The organism is Serratia sp. 14-2641, assembly GCF_001692375.1.
In the GTDB taxonomy this organism is placed as follows: domain Bacteria; phylum Pseudomonadota; class Gammaproteobacteria; order Enterobacterales; family Enterobacteriaceae; genus Chania; species Chania fonticola_C.
The window spans coordinates 343,599-365,397 of the sequence record NZ_LXKR01000055.1 but is presented as its reverse complement, the minus strand read 5'-3'; the positions used below and the strand labels follow the sequence as shown (position 1 = coordinate 365,397).

17 protein-coding genes and 1 pseudogene are annotated in these 21,799 nt (G+C 54.0%); 5 read left to right on the top strand and 13 right to left on the bottom strand.

Going from position 1 to position 21,799, the window contains the following annotated elements:
* Positions 1 to 12: 12 nt before the first annotated feature.
* The 5 genes from glpX to A6U95_RS20310 all read right to left on the bottom strand — a co-directional run bounded on the left by glpX (position 13) and on the right by A6U95_RS20310 (position 5,197).
* A complete protein-coding gene (glpX, locus tag A6U95_RS20330) occupies positions 13 to 984 on the bottom strand; it encodes a class II fructose-bisphosphatase (protein ID WP_065685758.1) in 972 nt (323 codons plus the stop codon).
* Positions 985 to 990: 6 nt separating this feature from the next.
* Positions 991 to 2,259, bottom strand: a complete 1,269-nt coding sequence (locus A6U95_RS20325; protein WP_065685757.1) for a zinc-binding dehydrogenase — start codon at positions 2,257 to 2,259, stop codon at positions 991 to 993.
* The gene (locus tag A6U95_RS20320) at positions 2,256 to 3,650 is read right to left on the bottom strand and encodes a PTS mannitol transporter subunit IICB (RefSeq protein ID WP_065685756.1); all 1,395 of its coding nucleotides are present in this window, start codon (positions 3,648 to 3,650) and stop codon (positions 2,256 to 2,258) included. Before A6U95_RS20320 ends, A6U95_RS20325 begins: the two co-directional genes overlap by 4 nt.
* Before the next feature lie 25 nt (positions 3,651 to 3,675).
* Complete coding sequence (locus A6U95_RS20315; RefSeq protein ID WP_065685755.1) at positions 3,676 to 4,122, bottom strand: PTS sugar transporter subunit IIA; 447 nt, start codon at positions 4,120 to 4,122, stop codon at positions 3,676 to 3,678.
* 286 nt (positions 4,123 to 4,408) lie between these two features.
* Positions 4,409 to 5,197: a helix-turn-helix transcriptional regulator gene (locus tag A6U95_RS20310; protein ID WP_065685754.1), complete on the bottom strand. Its 789-nt coding sequence runs from the start codon at positions 5,195 to 5,197 to the stop codon at positions 4,409 to 4,411.
* Positions 5,198 to 5,291: 94 nt separating this feature from the next.
* Between A6U95_RS20310 and A6U95_RS20305 the strand changes: the two genes are divergently transcribed.
* Entirely contained in the window at positions 5,292 to 6,428 is a 1,137-nt protein-coding gene (locus A6U95_RS20305) for an MFS transporter (RefSeq protein WP_065685753.1), read from the top strand.
* On the opposite strand, the gene hrpA is transcribed toward A6U95_RS20305, so the two are convergent.
* Positions 6,413 to 10,300 (bottom strand): ATP-dependent RNA helicase HrpA, encoded by a 3,888-nt coding sequence (gene hrpA / locus A6U95_RS20300; protein WP_074423380.1) that lies wholly within the window; start codon positions 10,298 to 10,300, stop codon positions 6,413 to 6,415. The genes A6U95_RS20305 and hrpA overlap by 16 nt on opposite strands.
* Positions 10,301 to 10,613: 313 nt before the next feature.
* Here hrpA and azoR point away from each other — a divergent pair, with 313 nt between their 5' ends.
* Complete coding sequence (gene azoR, locus A6U95_RS20295) at positions 10,614 to 11,219, top strand: FMN-dependent NADH-azoreductase (RefSeq protein WP_021177851.1); 606 nt, start codon at positions 10,614 to 10,616, stop codon at positions 11,217 to 11,219.
* Between the two features lie 117 nt (positions 11,220 to 11,336).
* Here azoR and A6U95_RS20290 read toward each other — a convergent pair whose 3' ends face one another.
* Genes A6U95_RS20290 through A6U95_RS20280 form a run of 3 tightly spaced genes read right to left on the bottom strand, consistent with a single transcriptional unit; the run spans position 11,337 to position 14,475 of the window.
* Entirely contained in the window at positions 11,337 to 11,660 is a 324-nt protein-coding gene (locus A6U95_RS20290) for a YdbL family protein (protein ID WP_024486547.1), read from the bottom strand.
* A gap of 8 nt (positions 11,661 to 11,668) precedes the next feature.
* The gene (locus A6U95_RS20285) at positions 11,669 to 11,866 is read right to left on the bottom strand and encodes a YnbE family lipoprotein (protein WP_065685752.1); all 198 of its coding nucleotides are present in this window, start codon (positions 11,864 to 11,866) and stop codon (positions 11,669 to 11,671) included.
* Positions 11,863 to 14,475 carry a YdbH family protein gene (locus A6U95_RS20280; RefSeq protein WP_065685751.1) on the bottom strand — a complete coding sequence of 871 codons (2,613 nt, stop codon included), beginning with the start codon at positions 14,473 to 14,475 and terminating at the stop codon, positions 11,863 to 11,865. Before A6U95_RS20280 ends, A6U95_RS20285 begins: the two co-directional genes overlap by 4 nt.
* Before the next feature lie 267 nt (positions 14,476 to 14,742).
* On the opposite strand from A6U95_RS20280, the gene A6U95_RS20275 reads away from it, so the two are divergent.
* Positions 14,743 to 15,735: a 2-hydroxyacid dehydrogenase gene (locus A6U95_RS20275; RefSeq protein ID WP_065685750.1), complete on the top strand. Its 993-nt coding sequence runs from the start codon at positions 14,743 to 14,745 to the stop codon at positions 15,733 to 15,735.
* A gap of 61 nt (positions 15,736 to 15,796) precedes the next feature.
* Complete coding sequence (hslJ, locus tag A6U95_RS20270; protein WP_065685749.1) at positions 15,797 to 16,228, top strand: heat shock protein HslJ; 432 nt, start codon at positions 15,797 to 15,799, stop codon at positions 16,226 to 16,228.
* A gap of 37 nt (positions 16,229 to 16,265) precedes the next feature.
* On the opposite strand, the gene A6U95_RS20265 is transcribed toward hslJ, so the two are convergent.
* On the bottom strand, positions 16,266 to 16,523 hold the full coding sequence (locus tag A6U95_RS20265) for a DUF333 domain-containing protein (RefSeq protein WP_065685748.1): 258 nt from the start codon (positions 16,521 to 16,523) through the stop codon (positions 16,266 to 16,268).
* A gap of 252 nt (positions 16,524 to 16,775) precedes the next feature.
* Complete coding sequence (locus tag A6U95_RS20260; RefSeq protein WP_021806525.1) at positions 16,776 to 17,108, bottom strand: SMR family transporter; 333 nt, start codon at positions 17,106 to 17,108, stop codon at positions 16,776 to 16,778.
* A gap of 250 nt (positions 17,109 to 17,358) precedes the next feature.
* Here A6U95_RS20260 and nifJ point away from each other — a divergent pair, with 250 nt between their 5' ends.
* On the top strand, positions 17,359 to 20,892 hold the full coding sequence (gene nifJ / locus A6U95_RS20255) for a pyruvate:ferredoxin (flavodoxin) oxidoreductase (protein WP_065685747.1): 3,534 nt from the start codon (positions 17,359 to 17,361) through the stop codon (positions 20,890 to 20,892).
* Positions 20,893 to 20,992: 100 nt separating this feature from the next.
* Here nifJ and A6U95_RS30010 read toward each other — a convergent pair.
* Positions 20,993 to 21,157 (bottom strand): annotated as a pseudogene (locus A6U95_RS30010) (transposase); the annotation flags it as partial.
* 272 nt (positions 21,158 to 21,429) lie between these two features.
* Positions 21,430 to 21,795, bottom strand: coding sequence for an Imm2 family immunity protein (imm2, locus tag A6U95_RS20245; protein ID WP_158006229.1), 366 nt, complete (start codon positions 21,793 to 21,795; stop codon positions 21,430 to 21,432).
* Positions 21,796 to 21,799: the final 4 nt, after the last annotated feature.

Below are 21,799 nucleotides of genomic sequence, written 5' to 3'. Positions count from 1 at the left end.
CCTGCGATACCATCAATGCAAGTGTAATGTATGAATTTTATTACACGATCCGTCGGTACCATTAATCATAAGGGTTTCTGTGCTCAAGTACCCCTCTTTTTGTTTTATTCCGCCGATAATGTCACCTTTGGTTATCCCGGTTGCCGAAAAAATCACCTCATCGCTGGCGATCAGGACATTGAGCGGCAAAATGGTGTTAATCTCAATCCCCATGTTGCTGCAACGCCGCCGTTCTTCCTGCGCCAGTATTCTATGTTCTGGCGTATCGCCTTTCGCCTGGCAGAAATCGATCAGCTCGGCTTGCATATCTCCCCCCAGCAGACGCACCGCACAGGCCGATATGACCCCTTCCGGCGCGCCACCCAAGGTATACATGATGTCGGCTTCACCACCTGGTAAACAAGTCATCAGGCTGGCGGCAACGTCACCGTCAGGAATGGCGAAAATCTTCACCCCCAGCGCCTGCGCCTGTTGGCGAATCAGTTCATGGCGCGGTTTATCCAGCGTGATCATGCGCAGTTGATGCAATGGCTTACCCAATGCCTGCGCTACTTGCCGCAGATTTTGCTCCAGAGGCAACCGTAAATCGATAGCCCCTTTAGCTCCTGGTCCCACCACCATCTTGCGCATATACATGTCTGGGGCATGCAACAAGGCATTGTGTGGGGCAAAGGCGATCACGGCCAGCGCATTATATTGGCCCATGGCCACCATCCGCGTACCTTCGATAGGATCAACAGCAATGTCCACCGCCGGACCATGCCCGCTCCCCAGCCGTTCACCGATATACAGCATGGGGGCCTGATCGATTTCACCTTCACCGATCACAATCTGCCCCTGCATGGCCATGCCGCTCAGTTGCTGACGCATGGCCGCGACGGCCACCCCATCAATTTGATTTTTATCACCACAGCCCAGTAGCGGCCAGGCAGCCAATGCAGCCTGTTGAGTGGTGCGTACAATGTCATAAGCCAGCGATTTCATCGGCAGTTATACCCCTGTTTCCACACCAAAATGTTGCAGCAGGAAACGCTCGGCCTGTTCGTTCCACACGCCGTGGCTTTCAGCCACCAGTTCCGCCAGGCGGGCATAGAATGGGTCTGTTTTCCCGAGCTCTGGGAAGTCGGTAATTGCGGTTAACGGCATGGTGGCAAAGTTATAGATCAGCTTTTTCCCGCCGGGGATCGAAGGCAGATTGATGATGGTTTCCGGCACGGCATCCAGCCCACCAATATGGGTGATCATCACCGAAGGATTAATGCGGCCTTCAGCGGTCAGTTGCAGCGCCTCCAACATATCCCCCGTCGATCCACCCGAAGTGCCCACAACATGTGTGGATGCGTAATGTACGTTGTAAAAGTTAAACGGCACTTTGAATTCACTGTCGGTTGGGCCCGCAAAGAAATTCAGGCAACCGTCTTCAGCCAGCAGGTCATCCCCCAGCACCAGCACATCGGCCACCGCAGCATAAACGAAGACATCGTCAAAGCCGTGGCCCTGTGTCAGATCCCGTAAGGCAGCTACCGGGTCGGCAGCCTTGCTGCTGTTGAAATACACCAGTTCAACGCCTTTTTCACGCGCTACGCTTTCCGGCAATAGCAATCTGGCCCGCGCCAAACGTGCCTCGTCGATATCCACGACCACTACCCGCGCAGGGCGGATGTTGCCGTTGATGGCATAATCGATCGCACCAATGCCCATCGGCCCAGCACTGGCCAATAACGCCACGTTGCCGCCGGGTTTGATCCCCATGCGGTGCTCATAGACATATTGCGTCGTATGGTAATTGGCATGATAGGCACCTATGATGCAGCACATCGGCTCTGCCAAAGAGGCCGCTGCAAAATAGCTGCCTTCATACGGTAATACACAGCCTAGCTCCACAGCCTGCTGTGGAATAATCATATAGGTGGCATTGCCGCCGAAAAACTCGTAGCTGTAACCCGCCGAATAACCACTCGGCAATCCCATCGCCGGTTGCAGCACAAAACGTTGCCCAGCCCGGTAGCGTTGCTGCAGATTTTTGCCCACCTGCTCAATGATCCCGGCACATTCATGGCCGGTGATCGCCGGGTGTTCGGCAACATTATCAGGCACCCGCTTGTGATTAGCCCCCAATTTGGCAGCCTTCCAGGTAGACAGGCACACACTGTCGGAAATGACCTTAACCAACAGTTCATCATCACCTAGCGGCGGTAATTCAAACTCACGCAGGCGAACGTCGTTTTGGCCATAAATAGCGGCGGCTTGGGTTTTCATACGGCTTCCTTTTCTGAGTGTGTGGCAACCAGTTGTTCCAACAAACGATCGAGATTGCTGTCACCGAGATAATTGCTGATCAATACTTTGGGCTTATCGCTCACCCGGTCGGCTCTCCCTTCCAGGCTAGAGTGCGTCACGATCAGGTCGGCTTCCGGCGGAATATTTTCAATGGCGTAGTGCTTCACACTGATCGGCACCCCGGCTTTCTCCAAACGTTTACGGAAGGTGGTTGCCCCCATCGCGCTAGAACCCATACCTGCATCACAAACAAACGCGATGTGGCGGATCGGCTGTGGCTGCCCCTTGCCCGCAGCTTTCAAGGCTTTCACCTGCCGCTGTGAGTCATCAAAACTGTCTTCGGTCGCCTGCTTTTTCTCGGTTTTCAGGATCAGTGCGGCAATCAGGAACGAAACCAGTGTCCCGGCGGCGACGCCCGCCAAAGTGCCAGCAAAGCCACCCCGCGGCGTCAGAGCCAGATAGGCAAAGATTGAACCCGGGCTTGGCCCGGCAACCAAACCGGCACCCATCAGATCAAACACGTAGATCCCCGCCATCCCGCCGGCAATCATGGCAATGATCATCAGCGGCTTCATCAGCACATACGGGAAGTAGAGTTCGTGAATCCCCCCGAGGAAATGGATAATCATCGCGCCTGGGGCCGACTTTTTGCTCATACCCTGGCCAAACAGCGAAAACGCCAGCAGGATACCAAGCCCTGGGCCAGGGTTAGAGGCCACCATAAAAAACACCGAGCGGCCGTTCACCGCCGTATCCTGCATGCCCAGCGGGTAATACACCCCCTGATCGATGGCGTTATTCAGGAATAGCACCTTCGCCGGTTCGTTGATAATCGACAGCAGCGGCAGGTATCCAGTGGCTACCAGAGATTCAATGCCAGCACGGACCAAATGGTTAGCCTGCTGTACCGCTGGGCCAATCACCTCGTAGGCAAACAGGCACAAGAACATGCCGACAATCCCCAGTGAGAAGTTATTAACCACCATCTCAAAGCCAGCGGGGATACGCTTATCCAGCTTGGTGTCGATATATTTGATGATCACCCCGCCCAGCGGCCCCATCACCATCGCGCCGATGAACATGGGAATATCGGCCCCCACAATCACGCCGATGGTGCCAATCCCCCCCATCACCGCGCCACGTTTTTCCGCGATCAGGTAGCCACCGGTGGAACCGATCATCAGCGGTAGCAAATAGGTGATCATCGGCCCGACCAGTTGCCCAAAGTGGGCGTTAGGCATCCAGCCGGTGGGAATAAACAGTGCCGTAATAAATCCCCACGCAATAAATGCGCCGATATTAGGGATTACCATAGCCGTCAGGAACCCGCCAAAAGCTTGCACTCTGGCTCGCATTGTTTTATTGGCCATTATATTGATCCTTGAGTGTGTAAAATCAGAAGCGCTGAATGATTTCTTTTATTTCTGATATCTTAACTGCCTGAGTAAGCTGTTTAATTGCCTGGTCATCACAGAACATTTCACTCAATAGCTGGATAGCATTGATATGGCTGTCGGCATCTTTCGCCGCCAGGCCGATTAACACTTTTACCTGCGGATTGTCATCATTGAAATATACCCCCAGCGGCAATACCGTTAGGGTTAATGCCGTGCCCAAAGCCCCTTCTTCCGGACGTGCATGGGGCATGGCCACTTCCGGCGTAAGAATATAATATGCGCCATTATTTTGCGTACTGTGTTTTATTGCCGCAACATAACGCGGCTCAACGATATTATTTTCCAGCAGACAGCGCATCGATAAATCAATAGCCTGCTGCCAGTCGCAGTCTTGCTGGTGAACGGTAAATGCATTTTCCGGGAAGTAATCTATCAATCCATTCATGTTTTTTTCCTATCGTTATTCCAAGAGGATTGGGAATTGCTTTGCAGCTTATGGAGTAATAATGGGAAACGCAATCCGATATCATTTCGTGATTGAAATCACTTTTAATATGAAATACATTGCAATTGAAGATCTGGTTCACAAAAAAATGATGATTATTTTACAATTATAAATTTGTCAACATCAAAAATGTGATTAATGTTGCATTTAATTAATTTTATAATAATCACGATATTGTGATTTAAATCACCTTACCGGTATTGCCAACCAATAAAAATTACAATCATTACTCAATACCTCGTTCCCCACCCGCCATAAACCGCTTTGGCGTGGTGCCGGTATACTGGCGGAAAAAGGCGATAAACGCGCTGTCGCTAGAGAAGGCAAGCCGCTGCGCAACCGCGCTTACGGAAGGCAATTGCGCCAGTAACTCAATGGCGTGCATCAAACGCCATTGCTGGCACCACTGCTGATAGCTCAACCCGGTTTCCCGCAGGAAAATTCGCGTTAACGTTTTAGGATGGAGATTGATCGCCTTGGCCAATACCACCAGCCCGGGTAGCTGGTCAACGCCGTTTAAGCCGTCAATCCAAGCCGCTATACGAGGATCGCTCGGCAGCATCAAGCTGGTATTTTCCTGCTCCGCCACGCTCAATTCGTTGCGCAAGACTCGCAACAGATCTTCCGCCTGGGGGTGCCGCTGCGCGTAGTCAAACGGCCAATGTGCGATGCGTTCTATCACCGCTGCCAGTAACGGGTTGGCGGCCAACACCGCACTGTGCGGCATTGCCAACATCGTTATATCCGCAAAATAGAGCGAGCGGTAAGCCACCTGCCCGCGCAGTTGCACGCGATGCCTCACGCCGCTCGGTATCCAGATAATGCGCGTAGGCGGCAGGATCAGCCAGCGTTCGGCTAACGTCACCGTCATACAACCACGTGGAGCATAGAGGATCTGGGCCCGTTGATGCTGATGTTCGCCAGAATCATGATCCGCCAGCTCGGCACTAATCCCCACCACCGGAGCGGCGAAACTATCCGGATCAAAAAGCTGATGTTGCAGAATCAGCGCCATGCTGCCGTCCCATTTTCATTGTTTTTTGTCCTGATGATTGTAATCGAACAATCGCCATCTCCCTATACTGGCGACACTTATTTGGGAGAATGCTATGTCCGTCAAAAATCTGCCTCTGCCACTGATCGTCGTGATGATCATGGCACCACAAATCCTGGAAACGCTCTATAGCCCGGCGTTAACCGCTATCCGCTTTGATTACCAGATCGATGCCACGCAGGCCAGCCACACGCTATCGGTCTATTTTTTCGCCTTCGCTTTTGGCGTGGCGTTTTGGGGAACGATCAGCGACAAATATGGCCGCAGAGCCGCCATGCTCGCCGGTTTGCTGCTGTATATGGCTGGAGCCTTGCTGGCTTTGCTGAGCGGTTCTTTCACGTTGCTCATCGTCTCGCGCGCCGTTATCGCCTTTGGTGCCGCCGTTGGTTCTGTGGTGACGCAGACCATGCTGCGCGATGTCTATCAGGGGCAAGCGTTAGGAAAGATGTTTGCGATAATTGGCATGGCATTGTCGATAAGCCCGGTGTTGGGAATGTTTAGCGGCGGAATGCTGGTGTTTTGGGGCGGTCGCATGGCCATTTTCTCCGCACAAGCAGGATTGGCGCTGTTGCTGCTGATCTGGTGCTGGCGAGCGCTGCCAGAAACCCGCCAGCACACCACCGGTATCGCTTTACTCCCCTGTTTGCAGGAGATGCTGCGCGATAAACAAATCTGGTGCTCGGCGCTGCTGGTTGCCAGTTTTAACATCATGGCGTTCAGCTACTTCAGTCTGGCCCCGTTTATTTTTGAGACCTTGGGGCTGACCAGCGAGCAGTTTGGTTATTCGGGGATTGTTTTGGCCTTTGGCAGCCTGTGCGGCGCAGCGGCAAACCGCTACCTTCTGCAAAAAGGATTATGCGCTTACCGGCAGATCCAAATGGCCAGTCTGTTAGCCCTGTTGGCCGCTGTTGCTGCATGGTGTTGGCAGGCAAGTCTAATGATCTTGCTGCCCTGTATGGCGGTGACCGTGGCCTTTGGCTTGGCCATTCCCAATATTCTCAGCCAGGCGCTGAAGCATTACCGCAACCGACTGGGTGCTGCCGGAGCGGTATTGGGGTTACTCTATTATCTGCTGATCGCTGGCGGCCTGGCACTGGCCGCCATGGGCCAGCACCTGCCGTTAACGCTGCTGGGATGTAGCTTGTTAAGCCTCGCCTGTTCTGCAAGGCTTAAAGGTTACGCAGAAAGCTGATCGATGGTCTGCAAGATACGCTTCTCAGAAATCGGGTAAGGCGTACCCAACTGCTGTGCGAACAGGCTGACGCGCAGCTCCTCGATCATCCAGCGTACTGCCTTCACCTCTTCATCCTGCTGGCGTTTTGGCGGCAGCTTGTTCAGCCACTGCTGCCACGCTTGTTGAACCTGCTCCACCCGGATCATCTGAGCGCGATCGCGGTGCGGATCGATCGCCAGCTTCTCCAGACGGCGCTCAATCGCTTGCAGATAACGCAAGGTGTCCGGCAGGCGGCTCCAACCGTTATTGGTGACAAAGCCACGGTAAACCAGGCCGTTAAGCTGGGCCTTGATATCGGACAGCGCCAGCGCCAACGAGATATCAACGCGCCCTTTCAGGCGTTTGTTGATGTTGAAGACCGTCGTCAGGATCTGTTCCACCTGCTTGGCCACGCCCACCACGGTTTCGTTCAGCTCGGCCCGTACCAACTCTTGCAGCCGGGCAAAGTTCTCTTCCGCCCACACCGGCCCGCCGTGTTCAGCAATCAGCTTGTCGATGCCGCAGGAGATACAGTCGTCGATCAGATCCAGTACCTTGCCATACGGGTTGAAATACAGCCCAAGCTTGGCCTTGTTCGGCAACTTCTCATGCAGATATTTGATCGGCGACGGAATGTTTAACAGCAACAAACGGCGCGTACCTTGCCACATGGCCTGTTGCTGCTCCTGCTCGCTGTCAAACAGGCGGATGGCTACGCTATCTTTTTCGTCCACCAATGCCGGGTAAGCCTTGACCGAGTAACCGCCACGCTTCTGCTCATAAAATTCGGGCAGTTTGCCAAAGCTCCAGATATGCAGATTGCTCTGTTCCAGGCCATCATCAGCCACGGCCGACAGCGTCTCTTGCACCTTGTCTTTGAGCTGAACCCTCAGCGCGGCCAGATCTTTACCTTCACGCAGGGTTTTGTGTTTCTCGCCCACCACGCGGAAGGTCATTTTCAGATGATCGGGCACCTGATCCCACTGCCAATCTTCACGTGACACCGTCACACCCGTCATGCGGCGTAGCTCACGCTCCAGCGAATCCAGCAGTGGCATTTCCAACGGCGTAGCCCGGGCAAGGAAAGCTTCAGCGTAGTTCGGTGCTGGCACAAAATTGCGACGCATCGGCTTAGGCAACGATTTGATCAGCGCGATCACCAGCTCACGGCGGATACCGGGGATCTGCCACTCAAAACCGGCATCTTCCACCTGGTTGAGGATCGGCAATGGGATGTGCACAGTCACGCCATCGGCGTCGGTACCCGGCTCAAACTGGTAGGTAAGGCGCAGCTTGAGGTTGCCCTGATACCAGTAGTTAGGATAATCCAGCGCACTGACCTTGTTGGCCCCATCCTTGATCAACATCTCTTTTTCGAAGTTGAGCAACTCTGGGTTCTGCTTACCGGCGGTTTTCCACCATTGGTCAAAATGACGCCCGGACACCACGTCGCTCGGAATACGCTGATCGTAGAAACTGAACAGGGTCTCGTCATCCACCAGAATGTCGCGGCGGCGCGATTTGTGTTCCAGCTCTTCCACTTCGGCACGCAGCTTCAGGTTGGCGGCGAAGAACGGGTGCCGCGTTTGCCAGTCACCTTCTACCAGCGCATGGCGGATAAACAGTTCGCGGCACAGCAGCGGATCGATAGTGCTGTAATTCACCGGGCGAGCTGCGACGATCGGCAACCCAAACAGCGTGACCTTTTCGCTGGCCATCACCGCGCCCTGGGATTTGGACCAGTGCGGTTCGCTATAATGATGTTTGACCAGGTGCTGAGCCATCGGCTCGATCCATTCTGGTTCGATACGTGCGGCTATACGGCCCCACAGGCGGCTGGTTTCCACCAGTTCTGCCACCATCGTCCATTTCGGCGGCTTCTTGAACAGCCCAGAACCCGGGAAGATGGAGAAACGGGCGTTACGCGCACCGGTAAACTCTTGCTTATCCGCATCCTTCTGGCCAATGTGCGAAAGCAGGCCACTCAATAGGGCGGTATGCACGCTGCGGTAGTCCGAAGGCACGCTGTTGACCGGCAGGCCCAACTCTTTCACTACCTGGCGCAGTTGAGTGTAGATATCCTGCCATTCACGCACCCGTAGATAGTTGAGGAAATCGTTGCGGCACAGGCGGCGGAACTGGCTGGAAGAGTTTTCCTTCTGTTGCTCTTTCAGGTAATCCCACAGGTTAACGAACGCCATAAAATCGGAGTCTTTGTCGGCGAAGCGGCGGTGTTTTTCATCGGAGGCCTGTTGCTTATCCATCGGCCGCTCACGCGGATCCTGGATCGACAACGCCGAGGTGATGATCATCATCTCGCGCACGCTGCCACTCTTCTGGGCTTCCAACACCATCCGCGCCAAACGTGGGTCGATCGGTAACTGCGCCAACTGACGGCCCTGCGGTGTCAGCTGATAGTGGCCGTTTTCCGCGGTTTTGATCGCCCCCAACTCTTCCAACAGGCGCACGCCGTCCTGAATATTGCGATTATCCGGCGCTTCGACAAACGGGAAGGCAGCAATATCGCCCAATCCCAGTGAGGTCATCTGCAAAATGACCGAGGCCAGGTTGGTTCGCAGAATTTCCGGATCGGTAAACGCCGGGCGCGACAGGAAATCCTGCTCCGAGAACAGGCGGATACAGATACCGTCTGAAACACGCCCACAGCGGCCCTTACGCTGGTTAGCCGAAGCCTGCGAAACCGGCTCTATCGGCAAACGCTGCACTTTGGTACGGAAGCTGTAGCGGCTGATGCGCGCCGTACCTGGGTCGATAACGTATTTAATGCCCGGCACGGTCAGCGAGGTTTCCGCGACGTTGGTCGCCAGTACGATGCGGCGGCCGTGGTGCGACTGGAACACCCGATTCTGTTCACTGTTGGACAGGCGGGCATACAGCGGCAGCACCTCGGTGTGAGGCAGATTGAGCTTGGTCAGCGCATCAGCGGTGTCACGGATTTCACGTTCACCGCTCATAAAGATCAGAATATCGCCTGGCCCTTCACGCCCAAGTTCATCCACCGCATCGAAGATGGCCTGAAGCTGATCGCGTTCGGTATCGTCGGCATCGTCTACCACCGGCCGATAACGCACCTCCACTGGATAAGTCCGGCCAGAAACCTCAATGATCGGCGCATTGTTGAAGTGGCGAGAAAAGCGCTGCGGATCAATGGTGGCCGAGGTGATGATCACCTTCAGGTCCGGGCGTTTTGGCAACAGTTCGCGCAGGTAACCCAGGATGAAATCGATGTTCAGGCTGCGCTCGTGCGCCTCATCGATGATCAAGGTGTCGTACTGCATCAGCAGGCGATCCTGCTGGATTTCGGCCAGCAAGATCCCGTCGGTCATAAGTTTGACCAGGGTATTTTCACCCACCTGATCGTTGAAGCGCACCTTATAGCCTACGCTGCCACCCAGCGGGGTTTCCAGCTCATCGGCAATGCGGTTGGCAACGGTGCGTGCAGCCAGGCGGCGCGGTTGCGTGTGGCCAATCAGGCCTTTGACGCCGCGCCCTAACTCCAGGCAGATTTTCGGTAGTTGAGTGGTCTTGCCTGAGCCGGTTTCACCCGCCACGATCACCACTTGATGATCGCGGATGGCGGCCAAAATGTCCTGCTTTTTCTGGCTGACGGGCAGGCTTTCCGGGTAAGTGATTTTCGGGCACGAGGCCGCGCGCGAGCGCACCTTCTGCAAGGCTTGCTCAATATCACCCGCTATTTCTGCGGCAACCGCCTGTTGAGCTTCGGGGCTTTTGACTTTGCGCGCACCTTGCAACCGGCGTTGCAGGCGCTGCTGATCACGGAGCATCAAATCACCCAGTTGGGATGACAATGCCGCGAGCGTAGATTTCACGTTCGGTGTTCCTTGTTTCTTCGCGGCTACTAGTTAACGTCAGGGACTAGGGTTTGATGTTATAGCTGACGTGTTGGTGCCAATAACTGCGTTTTTTAAATTAGGTTTATCGATTTTTGACTTAGTGGCACAGGATAACACAATGGTATTTCTCCCCATAATCCATCCGCTTAGCCTGGATTTTCTTGTTCAATAAAATCGAACGTAGATCTCGAAATATTCCGCTATCCCTGTTGGAACAATGTGAATAGAGTGTACCTCATGCAACGGGCAACCAGCCCTGATGTCACAGTCAACACGAAAGGAATTATCGATGAGCAAAGTATTGGTTCTAAAATCCAGCATCCTGGCAACTTATTCTCAGTCTAACCAATTGGCTGATTTCTTCGTTGAGCAGTGGGCCAATGCTCACAGCAACGATACCATCACCGTGCGTGACCTGGCTGCACAGCCGATCCCGGTGCTGGATGGCGAACTGGTTGGCGCAATGCGTCCTTCAGATGCCCCACTGACTCCACGCCAGAAAGAAGCACTGGCCCTGTCAGACGAACTGATTGCCGAGCTGCAAGCCAACGATACTATCGTTATCGCCGCTCCGATGTACAACTTCAACATCCCAACTCAGTTGAAGAATTATTTTGACCTGATTGCCCGTGCTGGCGTCACCTTCCGTTACACCGAGAACGGCCCGGAAGGCTTGGTAAAAAACAAACGCGCCATCATTCTGACCAGCCGTGGCGGCATCCATAAAGGCACCCCAACCGACCTGGTAGAACCTTACCTGCGTCTGTTCCTGGGCTTTATCGGTATTACCGAGGTTGAGTTCGTCTTTGCCGAAGGGATTGCCTACGGCCCAGACGTTGCGACCAAAGCTCAAGCTGATGCCAAAGCGCTATTGGCCGAAGTGATCGCCGCTTAAATAGCGATGCCAGGGCGCAGAGATTGCGCTCTGGTAAGTCGCACACCTGCAAAATCCGTTTTACCCTCATGACAATAAGCCGTTTAAATTCCGTTGCACGCCCTAGGGCGTGCTTTTTTATTTCTGCAACCACTGGCCGTTAATGCCACGGACATATTCCCCTGCAGGCGCTCGTGTCACCAGCTTCTGCCCGGCCATCCGCGCGACTTCATCAATAGCGATATGATTGCTGGCGGCCACCTGTTGGTATTTCTCGGCACGCCCGGCATTGATTTTTTTCACCAACGCCTGAGTCTCTGCGTCCTGTTTCACCGGAGCGATATAACCACTGAGCGTTTCGCCCACCCGTCCCTGCTGCTTGGCTTCATCCAGCGTCAACGCCTGAGCCATCCCGCTGAATAACCAACCGGCGGCAATCAACCACAGATAATGCTTTTTCATGCTGGCTCCTAGAACAGACCGCTCTGGTCTTTCAGCAGGTTCTCAACGTCCTTATCTACTTTGATATGGATCTCATGCTCAATTTTGACGTTCATATTGATGGTAATGGGATCTTTAGGCGTCGCCACCTCAATGCGCGGTACGCAACCGCTCAGCAAGGATGCGCCCAACACGGCTACCAGCAATGGCCCTGTCGCGTTCTTCATTGTTGTTCCTCGGGTTTAGAGAGCGCCTGCTCCAGCCACTCTTGTAAATTGTCGCCAAAGCGCAGGCTGCGCCACAGCTGAAACACGTTTTCCTGATGGCTATAGTTAAGGATAACCTCACGCTTGGCATTTTTCTGCGGATTTACGCCATCGATATGCGCCTTTAGCGTCAGCTCCCCCAGGTTATCGAGATCGACCCGCGCCTTTGAGCGATTGATTTCCATGTAGCGTAGCCAGTCGATGGCGGCACCGGTGGCCAGGTTATTGCTGCCAATGGCATCGGCCATATCTTTATCCAGCCTCAGCGTCATGACCCCCGAATTGGCGATCCAGCCGTTTTGCACCAGCCATTTGGGGTGGTTCAGGAAGAGCGGCAACTCGCCGTTGATGCGGCCAGACATGGCGAACTGCTTCGGTTTGAGCGCGGTAAACAGTGCGCTAAGGTCGATTTGTTCCAGTTTGAGCACCGCCGCATCATGCTGTGGCATCCGCAATGCCGAAAGGCTGATATGACCGTTCAGCATATCTACACCGATGTTGCTCAACGTCAACGGATACGCCTCGCTGTAGGGATAGGTACCTTGCAGATCGGCGGTAATATTCTGCATCTCAAACAGCGTCTTGATGGATTTGATGCGCAGCATGATCGGCCTTTTGGCCCCAAGCTGCCACAGGTGGTTCTTAAACCGATAGGGCAAGACAAAGTCCAGCCCGCTCAATTCACCCTCTTGCAACCACATGCCGCCATTGCGTACCACCCAGTGCCCACCAGCTTCAAATCCCTGCACTCGCGCCGCCGAGAATGCCGACTGTGCATAGAACTCACCTGCGCGCAGTTTGATGTTCAGATCGGGTGAAATCAGCGGTTGGAATACCGTTAATGACTGTTTTGGCCACCAGCCTTCACCACGCAGACGCTCACCATCCCAGCGGCCACGTAACTTGATTGGCCCAATCTGCTCGGCCTGCAACGCGCCTTGCCATTGAAAGCTGTCTGGCCCCGTACCTTGCAACTGTAAATCCAGCACCGAAGGCGGCAAATAACTGCCTGCACCAAAACTGGTTTTGTCAGCCACCAGTTGCACGCCGCCGGTAAGGCTCGGTGCTTTGATATCCCGCTGCCACCGGATCGGCTGGCTGAGCGTCATGCGCGGCGTCGCGACCGTGACCATGCCGTATTTCAACCGATCAAAACCGGTAGAAAGACTATCCAGGGTGATGCTGGTGTCCTGCCAACGCCCACTGCCTGCAACATCCCAGGCGGCCTGTAACGGCGGTAACTTGCCGTTACCCCAAGAGCGCCATTGCCACTGACCATGGTCGGGCCAGAAATCTTGTGCCTGGCCGTCCAGATGCAGCTTGAAGCGCCCCCAGTAACTTTCGCTGGCGCTGATAATCGCCTGCAAACGGCCTGTGATCCCAAGCGCGGTGACTTTTACCCCAGCCAGCGGCAGCCGAGCCTCTTCCAGCTTCATGTCCGGTGCCGGGCTGCCCCAGGCGCGCAGTAAAGATCCCGGCTGTAGCACCAGCGTTGGGTTAAGGATCGAGCCGCTGATAATGCCGGGGATTGACGCCGTAAGCGAGAGATTGGCCAGGTTTGCCTGCCCGGTAAGCTGAAATCCCAGATCGCTGTTGGTCAGGCTCAGGCTACCTGGTCCCAACGTCAGCACCGCGTTGCCCTTTCCGTTGTGCCCGGCGGTGATCACGTTCAAACGTGCGGTAATTTGGGTTTCGTCAAACCCCTGGCTCCAGTCATGCAACGCCACATTCAAACCACCGCTGAGCGGTTGCTCCAGGTAAGGCCAGCGCCATTCCCCTTTTTCGATGCTGATCTGTTTTGGCGTTAGTGCCCAGGGAAGCGTAGCCAACGGTTGGTCGCTGCCCTTTTCCGTCAGGGTCAATACGCCCTGCTGCTGTTGCCAGTGCAAATCCAGCAGCAAGGGCTTTTCCAGATAGGCGGTTTGTATCTCACCTTGCAACGCCCCTTGGGTTGGCAAACTGTCCATATCCAACGGTACGGTGACTTTACCCGTCAGTTGTACAGGAACCGTGCTGTTGGGTGGCGTAATGCTGAGCTTGCTTAACGTCAGTTGCTGATGTTCATCCAACTGCGCCTCGGCGGTGACGTTCTTCCCTTGATAATGCAACCGTTGGCCAGTGGCCGCAGACGACAGCTGCAATTTACCGGCGTAGGCTTGCCATGGGGTGAGCGTCAGAAGATTGATGTTCAGGTCAAACGGCGGCAGCATCGCTTGCAGTTGGTCTAGCGTTAACGGCACGCTGTCACCCTCGGCGGCGGGCAATTTTGACAGGCAGGCGGTATCTACGTCCGCACGTTCGCTCTTTAAATGCCAACTGCCCATCTGGTAAGAGAGTTGCAGTTCACTGACATTGGCTATGGCACAACCTTGGGCGCTGAACTTCAGCCCATCAAGATACAAAGATCCCTGATGCCAGCGCAACGCCCCTTGTAAAACCAGTTGGCTACCCTGCGGCAACCAAGGAGCGATCGCTCGCGGCAACCAACGCGGCAGGGTTTGCCATAGCGTTAAGAGCAACAGGGCGATACCCACCACGATCGCAACGAATACTTTTAATCTCTTTGTCATTAAGCGCAGGTTTAGTTCCTGATAAACATCGATTAGCCAGGCGCAATGATGACACGGATCCCCTGGCAGGTGAAGGTGAACCCATCTCATCATTTATAGAGCAGGTTTCACAATTTTGATATTTATCCGGTGAATATAGAAAATGGCTAATACACTGATTATCAGCATAAAACCATAAAAGACCTGCGCCTCCACAGGGTGCTAAACCATTGTCGTATTTGGCAAAATATGTTAATTTGATCACATAATCACGCGGGAGAAACCACGATGAAAATGGCGATTTACAGCACCAAACAGTATGACCGTAAGTATCTTGAATTGGTAAATCAGCAGTTTGGTTATGAGCTGGAGTTTTTCGACTTTCTGCTAAGCAAGAAAACCGCCAAAACGGCTATCGGCTGTAAGGCCGTATGCATCTTCGTTAATGACGACGGTAGCCGGGAAGTGCTGGAAGAGCTGGCCGCGATTGGTGTCGAGATCCTCGCCCTGCGTTGTGCCGGGTTCAATAACGTCGATCTGGATGCGGCGAAAGAGTTGGGTATCAAGGTGGTGCGCGTTCCGGCTTATTCACCTGAAGCCGTAGCCGAACACGCCGTGGGCATGATGATGTGCCTGAACCGCCGCATTCATCGAGCCTATCAACGCACCCGTGATGCCAACTTCTCGCTGGAAGGGCTGATCGGCTTCAATATGCATAACCGCACCGCCGGGGTGATTGGTACCGGTAAGATCGGCGTAGCCACCATGCGTATTCTGAAAGGCTTTGGCATGAAGCTCTTGGCCTACGACCCCTACCCAAGCGCGCAGGCGTTAGAGCTGGGTGCCGAATATGTCGATCTTAAAACGCTGTATGCCCAGGCGGACGTGATCACCCTGCACTGCCCGTTAACGCCGGAAAACCATCACCTGCTGAATGCGGACGCGTTCTCCATGATGAAGGACGGCGTGATGGTGATTAACACCAGCCGTGGTGCCTTAATCGACTCCTCCGCCGCTATCGATGCCCTCAAACAGCAAAAGATTGGTGCGCTGGGGATGGACGTATACGAGAACGAACGCGACCTGTTCTTTGAAGACAAATCCAACGACGTGATCCAGGACGACGTTTTCCGCCGCCTGTCCGCCTGCCATAACGTGCTGTTTACCGGCCATCAGGCGTTCCTGACGGAAGAGGCATTGACCAGTATTTCGCAAACCACGTTGAAAAATATTGAACAGCTTGCGCGGGGTGAAGCCTGCCCTAATCAGCTTAATGCCTGATACTTTGGGGCGCGCTTAGCGCCCCTAACTCTTCCGACAAAACCTAAACAGGTTCGTAATAATGAAAAAACTGATCCCTTTAGCAATGGCTTGTGCGCTATTGGCTGGCTGTGGTTCCGCTCAAACCAAACAACACACCGTAGTAGAAAGCGATCTGCTGCATCATAACTTTGTGCTGCAAAGCGTGGATGGTGTGGCGGTTGAAGCAAAACAAGGCAGCGGCCCGAGCATCGAGTTCGGCGAGAAAATGAATATTTCCGGATCGATGTGCAACCGTTTCTTCGGCCAGGGCCAGTTAGAGAACGGCGTGCTGACGGTGAAAAACCTCGCCACGACCCGCATGATGTGCGCAGATCCACAACGTAACCAATGGGATAAAACCATCGGCACGCTGCTGGCTAACGGTGCAAAAGTCTCGCTCAATGACCAACAGCTGACCCTGAGCGGCAGCGATCACCAACTGGTGTATACCCTGAAAGACTGGGTCAATTAAGTGGCATTACCGGGCTAGCCATTAGCCCGGTACCAACTCAGCGGGCACAGGCTCCACGGCCCAGCGCTGACTCTTCGCACTGTTTGCCGTTCGGCATCTGACACATTCTGAGCGTATCGCCGTTGAGCGAATGGGCAATGGTGGTTACTCCGCCCACGCTGGCACAGCTTTCGCTGGTAGGTATCGTACCAATATTGGCACTGGTGGCGATCTGCTGTGGTTCTTGGTTGTTATTGCTGCTGCAGGCAGCCAAAGAGAGTATGGCGCCGGCAAGCAGCCATTTTGCTGAGATCATTATTCGTACCCCTGAACCGAAACGATGCTGTGTAATTTTGCCATTGCTGATAACCCGAGCCACTGGAACGATGGGCCCGTTTGGTTATCTTTGATGTCCACCCGTTGAGCTTCAAGTTGCCGCCTATTCATCTCATCAACAAGCGGCAACCGGAAAGACAACTTTAGTAATCTAGCTTGTTAGCTTAATAATAGAAATATGATTAGCCATTAATTTGGCTTTTTTTTGACCTGAAAGCATTTTAGCTCCCGATCAGTGCCCTGCCGACTTGGAGAGCAGATTGATCACCAGCACCCCGGCAATAATCAGCCCCATGCCAACCACCGCAGGCAAATCCAGCTTCTGCTGGTAAATAAACACCGCGGCAATAGACACCAGCACGATCCCCAACCCGGACCAGATGGCATAGACAATCCCCAGCGGCATGGTTTTTACCACCATCGAAAGCCCCCAAAATGCTACCGCGTAACCCAACACTACAAACACCGATGGCCACAAGCGGGTAAACCCTTCAGAGGCTTTCAACAAGGTGGTGGCGATCACTTCGGCGATAATCGCCATGGCTAAATAGATAAATGCGGTCATTTTCAACTTCTTCTTTCTGTTTCGCGTTACATCAATATGATACGCGGAGATTAAATTAGCGTTACATCGCGGCAACGCTTTACCATTACGCTGCAAATAGTAATTATTTTTTAACGAAATATCACCTTACATCCAGATTTTGTGCGCCACACAAATGCGATAAAGCACAAATAACCTCCTCTGTTAGACTTTGCTGATGATTATAAGAAGCTGACTTTTGCAGCTTTGTGAGCACAGAAAGGTACTGCAGATGATAACTACAGATGGTAATAACGCTGTCGCTTCCGTGGCTTATCGCACCAGTGAAGTGATTGCCATTTACCCAATCACCCCAAGTTCGACCATGGCGGAACAAACCGCTGCCTGGTCCAGTGACGGCAGGAAGAACATTTGGGGCGACGTGCCCCACGTGGTGGAGATGCAGTCCGAAGGCGGAGCCATTGCTACCGTGCACGGCGCGTTGCAAACCGGCGCGCTTTCCACCTCCTTCACCTCGTCCCAGGGATTGCTGTTGATGATCCCTTCGCTGTATAAGCTGGCCGGGGAGCTAACGCCATTCGTCCTCCACGTTGCCGCTCGCACCGTCGCAACTCATGCATTATCCATCTTTGGCGATCACTCCGACGTGATGGCCGTACGCCAGACCGGTTGCGCCATGCTGTGCGCCAGCAACGTGCAGGAAGCGCAGGATTTTGCGCTGATCGCCCAGACGGCCACGCTTAACAGCCGCTTGCCGTTCATCCATTTCTTCGATGGTTTCCGCACCTCGCATGAAATCAACAAGATCGCCCCGTTGAGCGACGAAACACTACAGCAGATGATGCCGCAGGACGCCATCGACGCCCACCGTAGCCGGGCTCTCTCACCGGATCATCCCGTCATACGCGGTACGTCAGCCAACCCGGATACCTATTTCCAATCGCGGGAAGCGACCAATCCGTGGTACGACAATACCTACCAACATGTGCAGCAGGCGATGGACAAGTTTGCTGCCATCACCGGCCGCAGCTATCAGCCGTTTGAGTATTACGGCCACCCGCAGGCCGAACGCGTGGTGATCCTGATGGGGTCCGCCATCGGCACCTGTGAAGAAGCTATCGACCACCTGCTGACGCGCGGTGAAAAAGTGGGCGTTCTTAAAGTCCGGCTTTATCGTCCTTTCTCCGCCAAACATCTGCTCGCAGTTCTGCCGGAAAGCGCACAAAAAATTGCGGTGCTTGACCGTACCAAAGAGCCGGGTGCTCTAGCCGAGCCTTTATACCTGGATGTGATGACTGCGCTGGCAGAAGCCTTTAGCCGTGGCGAACGCGCCAGCATGCCGAGGGTGATTGGCGGGCGCTATGGGTTGTCTTCCAAGGAGTTTGGCCCAGACTGTGCGTTGGCCATTTTCCGTGAGCTGATGCTGGATAAGCCTCGCCCACGCTTTACCGTGGGCATTTTCGACGATATTACCGGTCTTTCACTACCGCTCCACGAAGAAACGCTCCCTCAGCGGGCCTCGCTGGAAGCCCTGTTCTACGGTTTGGGTAGCGATGGTTCGGTCTCTGCCACCAAGAACAACATCAAAATCATCGGCAACAGCACGCCGATGTTTGCCCAAGGCTACTTTGTCTACGACTCGAAAAAGGCCGGCGGCCTGACCGTCTCACACCTGCGGGTTAGCGATAAGCCGATCAATTCGGCGTACCTTATCGACCGCGCCGACTTTGTCGGTTGCCACCAGTGGCAGTTTATCGACAAGTATCAAATGGTGGAGCGGCTAAAACCTGGCGGCATTTTCCTGCTTAATACCCCTTATAGCGCGGATGAAGTCTGGTCGCGCCTGCCGCAGGAGGTCCAGGCGATCCTGCATCAGCGCCAGGCAAAACTGTATATCATCAACGCGGCCAAGCTGGCGCGCGAATGTCATTTGGGTGCCCGCATCAATACCGTGATGCAGATGGCCTTCTTCCATCTGACAAAGATCCTGCCGGGTGAAGTGGCGTTGCAGGAGCTACAGGGAGCGATTGCCCGCAGCTACAGCAACAAGGGCCAAGAGGTGGTCGAACGTAACTGGCAAGCCTTGGGTGCCACGCTGAGTGAGCTGACGGAAATCCCGCTGCGCCCACTCGACAGCAACAGTCCGATACGTCCACCGGTGGTTTCCGACGCCGCACCGTATTTTGTCAAAACCGTTACCGCCGTGATGCTGGCCGGGCTGGGCGATACCCTGCCGGTTTCGGCTTTCCCCCCAGACGGTACCTGGCCTGTGGGCACCACGCAGTGGGAAAAACGCAATATCGCCGAAGAAGTGCCGATCTGGCAGCCGGACCTGTGTACCCAGTGCAACCACTGCGTCGCGGCCTGTCCGCATTCAGCCATTCGTGCCAAGGTGGTTCCGCCAGAAGCCATGGAGTACGCCCCTGCCACGCTGCAATCGCTGGATGTAAAATCCCGTGATATGCGCGGTCAGAAATATGTATTGCAGGTCGCCCCTGAAGATTGCACCGGCTGTAACCTGTGCGTAGAGGTTTGCCCGGCGAAAGATCGCCAGAATCCAGAAATCAAGGCGATCAATATGGCATCTCGCCTCGATCACCTGGCAGAGGAAAAGGCTCATTATGACTTCTTCCTGCAACTGCCAGAGATCGACGCATCGCAGTTGGAACGTATCGATATCCGCACCTCTCAGCTGATTTCTCCGCTGTTTGAATATTCGGGTGCCTGTTCCGGCTGTGGCGAAACGCCATATATCAAGCTGCTGACCCAGCTGTATGGCGACCGGTTACTGATTGCCAACGCCACCGGTTGTTCTTCTATCTACGGCGGTAACCTGCCCACCACGCCTTACACCACCAACGCCGACGGCCGTGGCCCAGCCTGGGCAAACTCGCTGTTTGAGGATAATGCCGAATTTGGTCTGGGCTTCCGCCTGACGGTGGATCAGCACCGCCGCCGCGTATTGCGCCTGCTCGACACGTTAGCACCGCAATTACCCGCTCAGTTGGTGGCCTCACTGCAAGCAGACGAGATCGCCACCGGCCCGCGCCGCCAGCAGATCGCCGAATTACGTAGCCTGTTGGCTAACGTGACAGGCAACGACGCTCGTCAACTAGCCACCGATGCCGATTATCTGGTGGATAAGTCTATCTGGCTGATTGGCGGTGACGGCTGGGCTTACGATATCGGCTTCGGCGGTCTGGATCATGTGCTGAGCCTGACGGAAAACGTCAACGTGCTGGTGCTGGATACGCAGTGCTACTCCAATACCGGCGGGCAGCAATCCAAGGCCACTCCGCTGGGGGCCGTGACCAAGTTTGGTGAGCACGGCAAGCGCAAGGCCCGAAAGGATCTTGGCGTCAGCATGATGATGTACGGCCATGTGTATGTTGCGCAGATCTCGTTGGGTGCGCAGCTTAACCAGACGGTGAAAGCGATTCAGGAGGCAGAAGCCTACCCTGGCCCTTCCCTGATCATCGCCTACAGCCCTTGCGAGGAACACGGTTACGATCTGGCACTGAGCCACGACCAGATGCGGCAGCTAACCGCGACCGGCTTCTGGCCGCTGTATCGTTTCGATCCACGTCGTACTGCGGAAGGCAAAGCTGCGTTGGCGCTGGACTCCCGGCCACCGAACAGTGAGCTGACGGCGACCTTGAACAAGGAACAGCGTTTCCGCCGCCTCAACACGCAGCAGCCTGAAATTGCCGCCGCGTTGTATGAAGCAGCAGAAAAAGAACTGAAGGAGAAATACGATTTCCTTAGCCTGCTGGCAGGAAAGTCTGAGAAGGCAGGTTCAGAGTAGGTATGTTGAGGGCGCGGGAACTCGCCCTTTTTTGCTCTGGTTCACTATGTAGAGGCGCTGTATGTGCTGCGCCCATCCAAATGATCGTGGCCACCTGAACACTTTCTAGAATATTCACACTTTTCCATTCGCACAGCTTTCTTAAGATGTTGCCTATCGCTTTACGCTTTTCCCCGTAGAACACCTGTCTTTGGTACTTCGGCGCAAAAACTATGTGATATTTACAGTTCCATCGCGTGTGAGCTAAGCTCTTTTCATCCCTCATAGGGACCCCCTTTTGATTTCTTGTTGAACCTTTGCAGTTGCCAGACCGCAAACTGTTTTAACAAATCAAAAGGGGTTTTTATAACTGGCTCAAAGCTGAAAGCTTTACGGAACCTCCAGCCTAGCTGGAGGTTTTCTGTACACAAGAAAAACGGCTCCAAAGAGCCGTTCGTAAGGGCGTTGGATTTATGACAATCCTAGCCTGCAGTGTTACTTTGTTACCTTAGTTAGCACCTGCATGCGCAAAACACATAAATCCACGAGGAAATCCCGTCACTCAGGTTTGTCGATCAACCCAAGCAATCGAAGATCGTTTACAATTTCGTTTTTGTCGTCTTCAGTTACATTCTTAAGCATTTCGGATAAATCATTTGTGGATAAAATTTTTAAAATTATATCCTTGTGGAATTTTTCTGTTATATCACTACATCTACCAGCCATAAAGATAAGAGTGACTAGCTCGAGCATGAGGCATTCTATTGGTTCAACAAACGATCCCTCTAATGATTCATACGCAAATGCCTGATCAGATGTATCACAAACCGAATGATTACCACCATATTTCTGTAGGTTAAGCAAATTCCTGCAATAAGCGTAGCTTGAATAGGCAAAGCTGCTCCTTATTTCATCATAACTCATCACA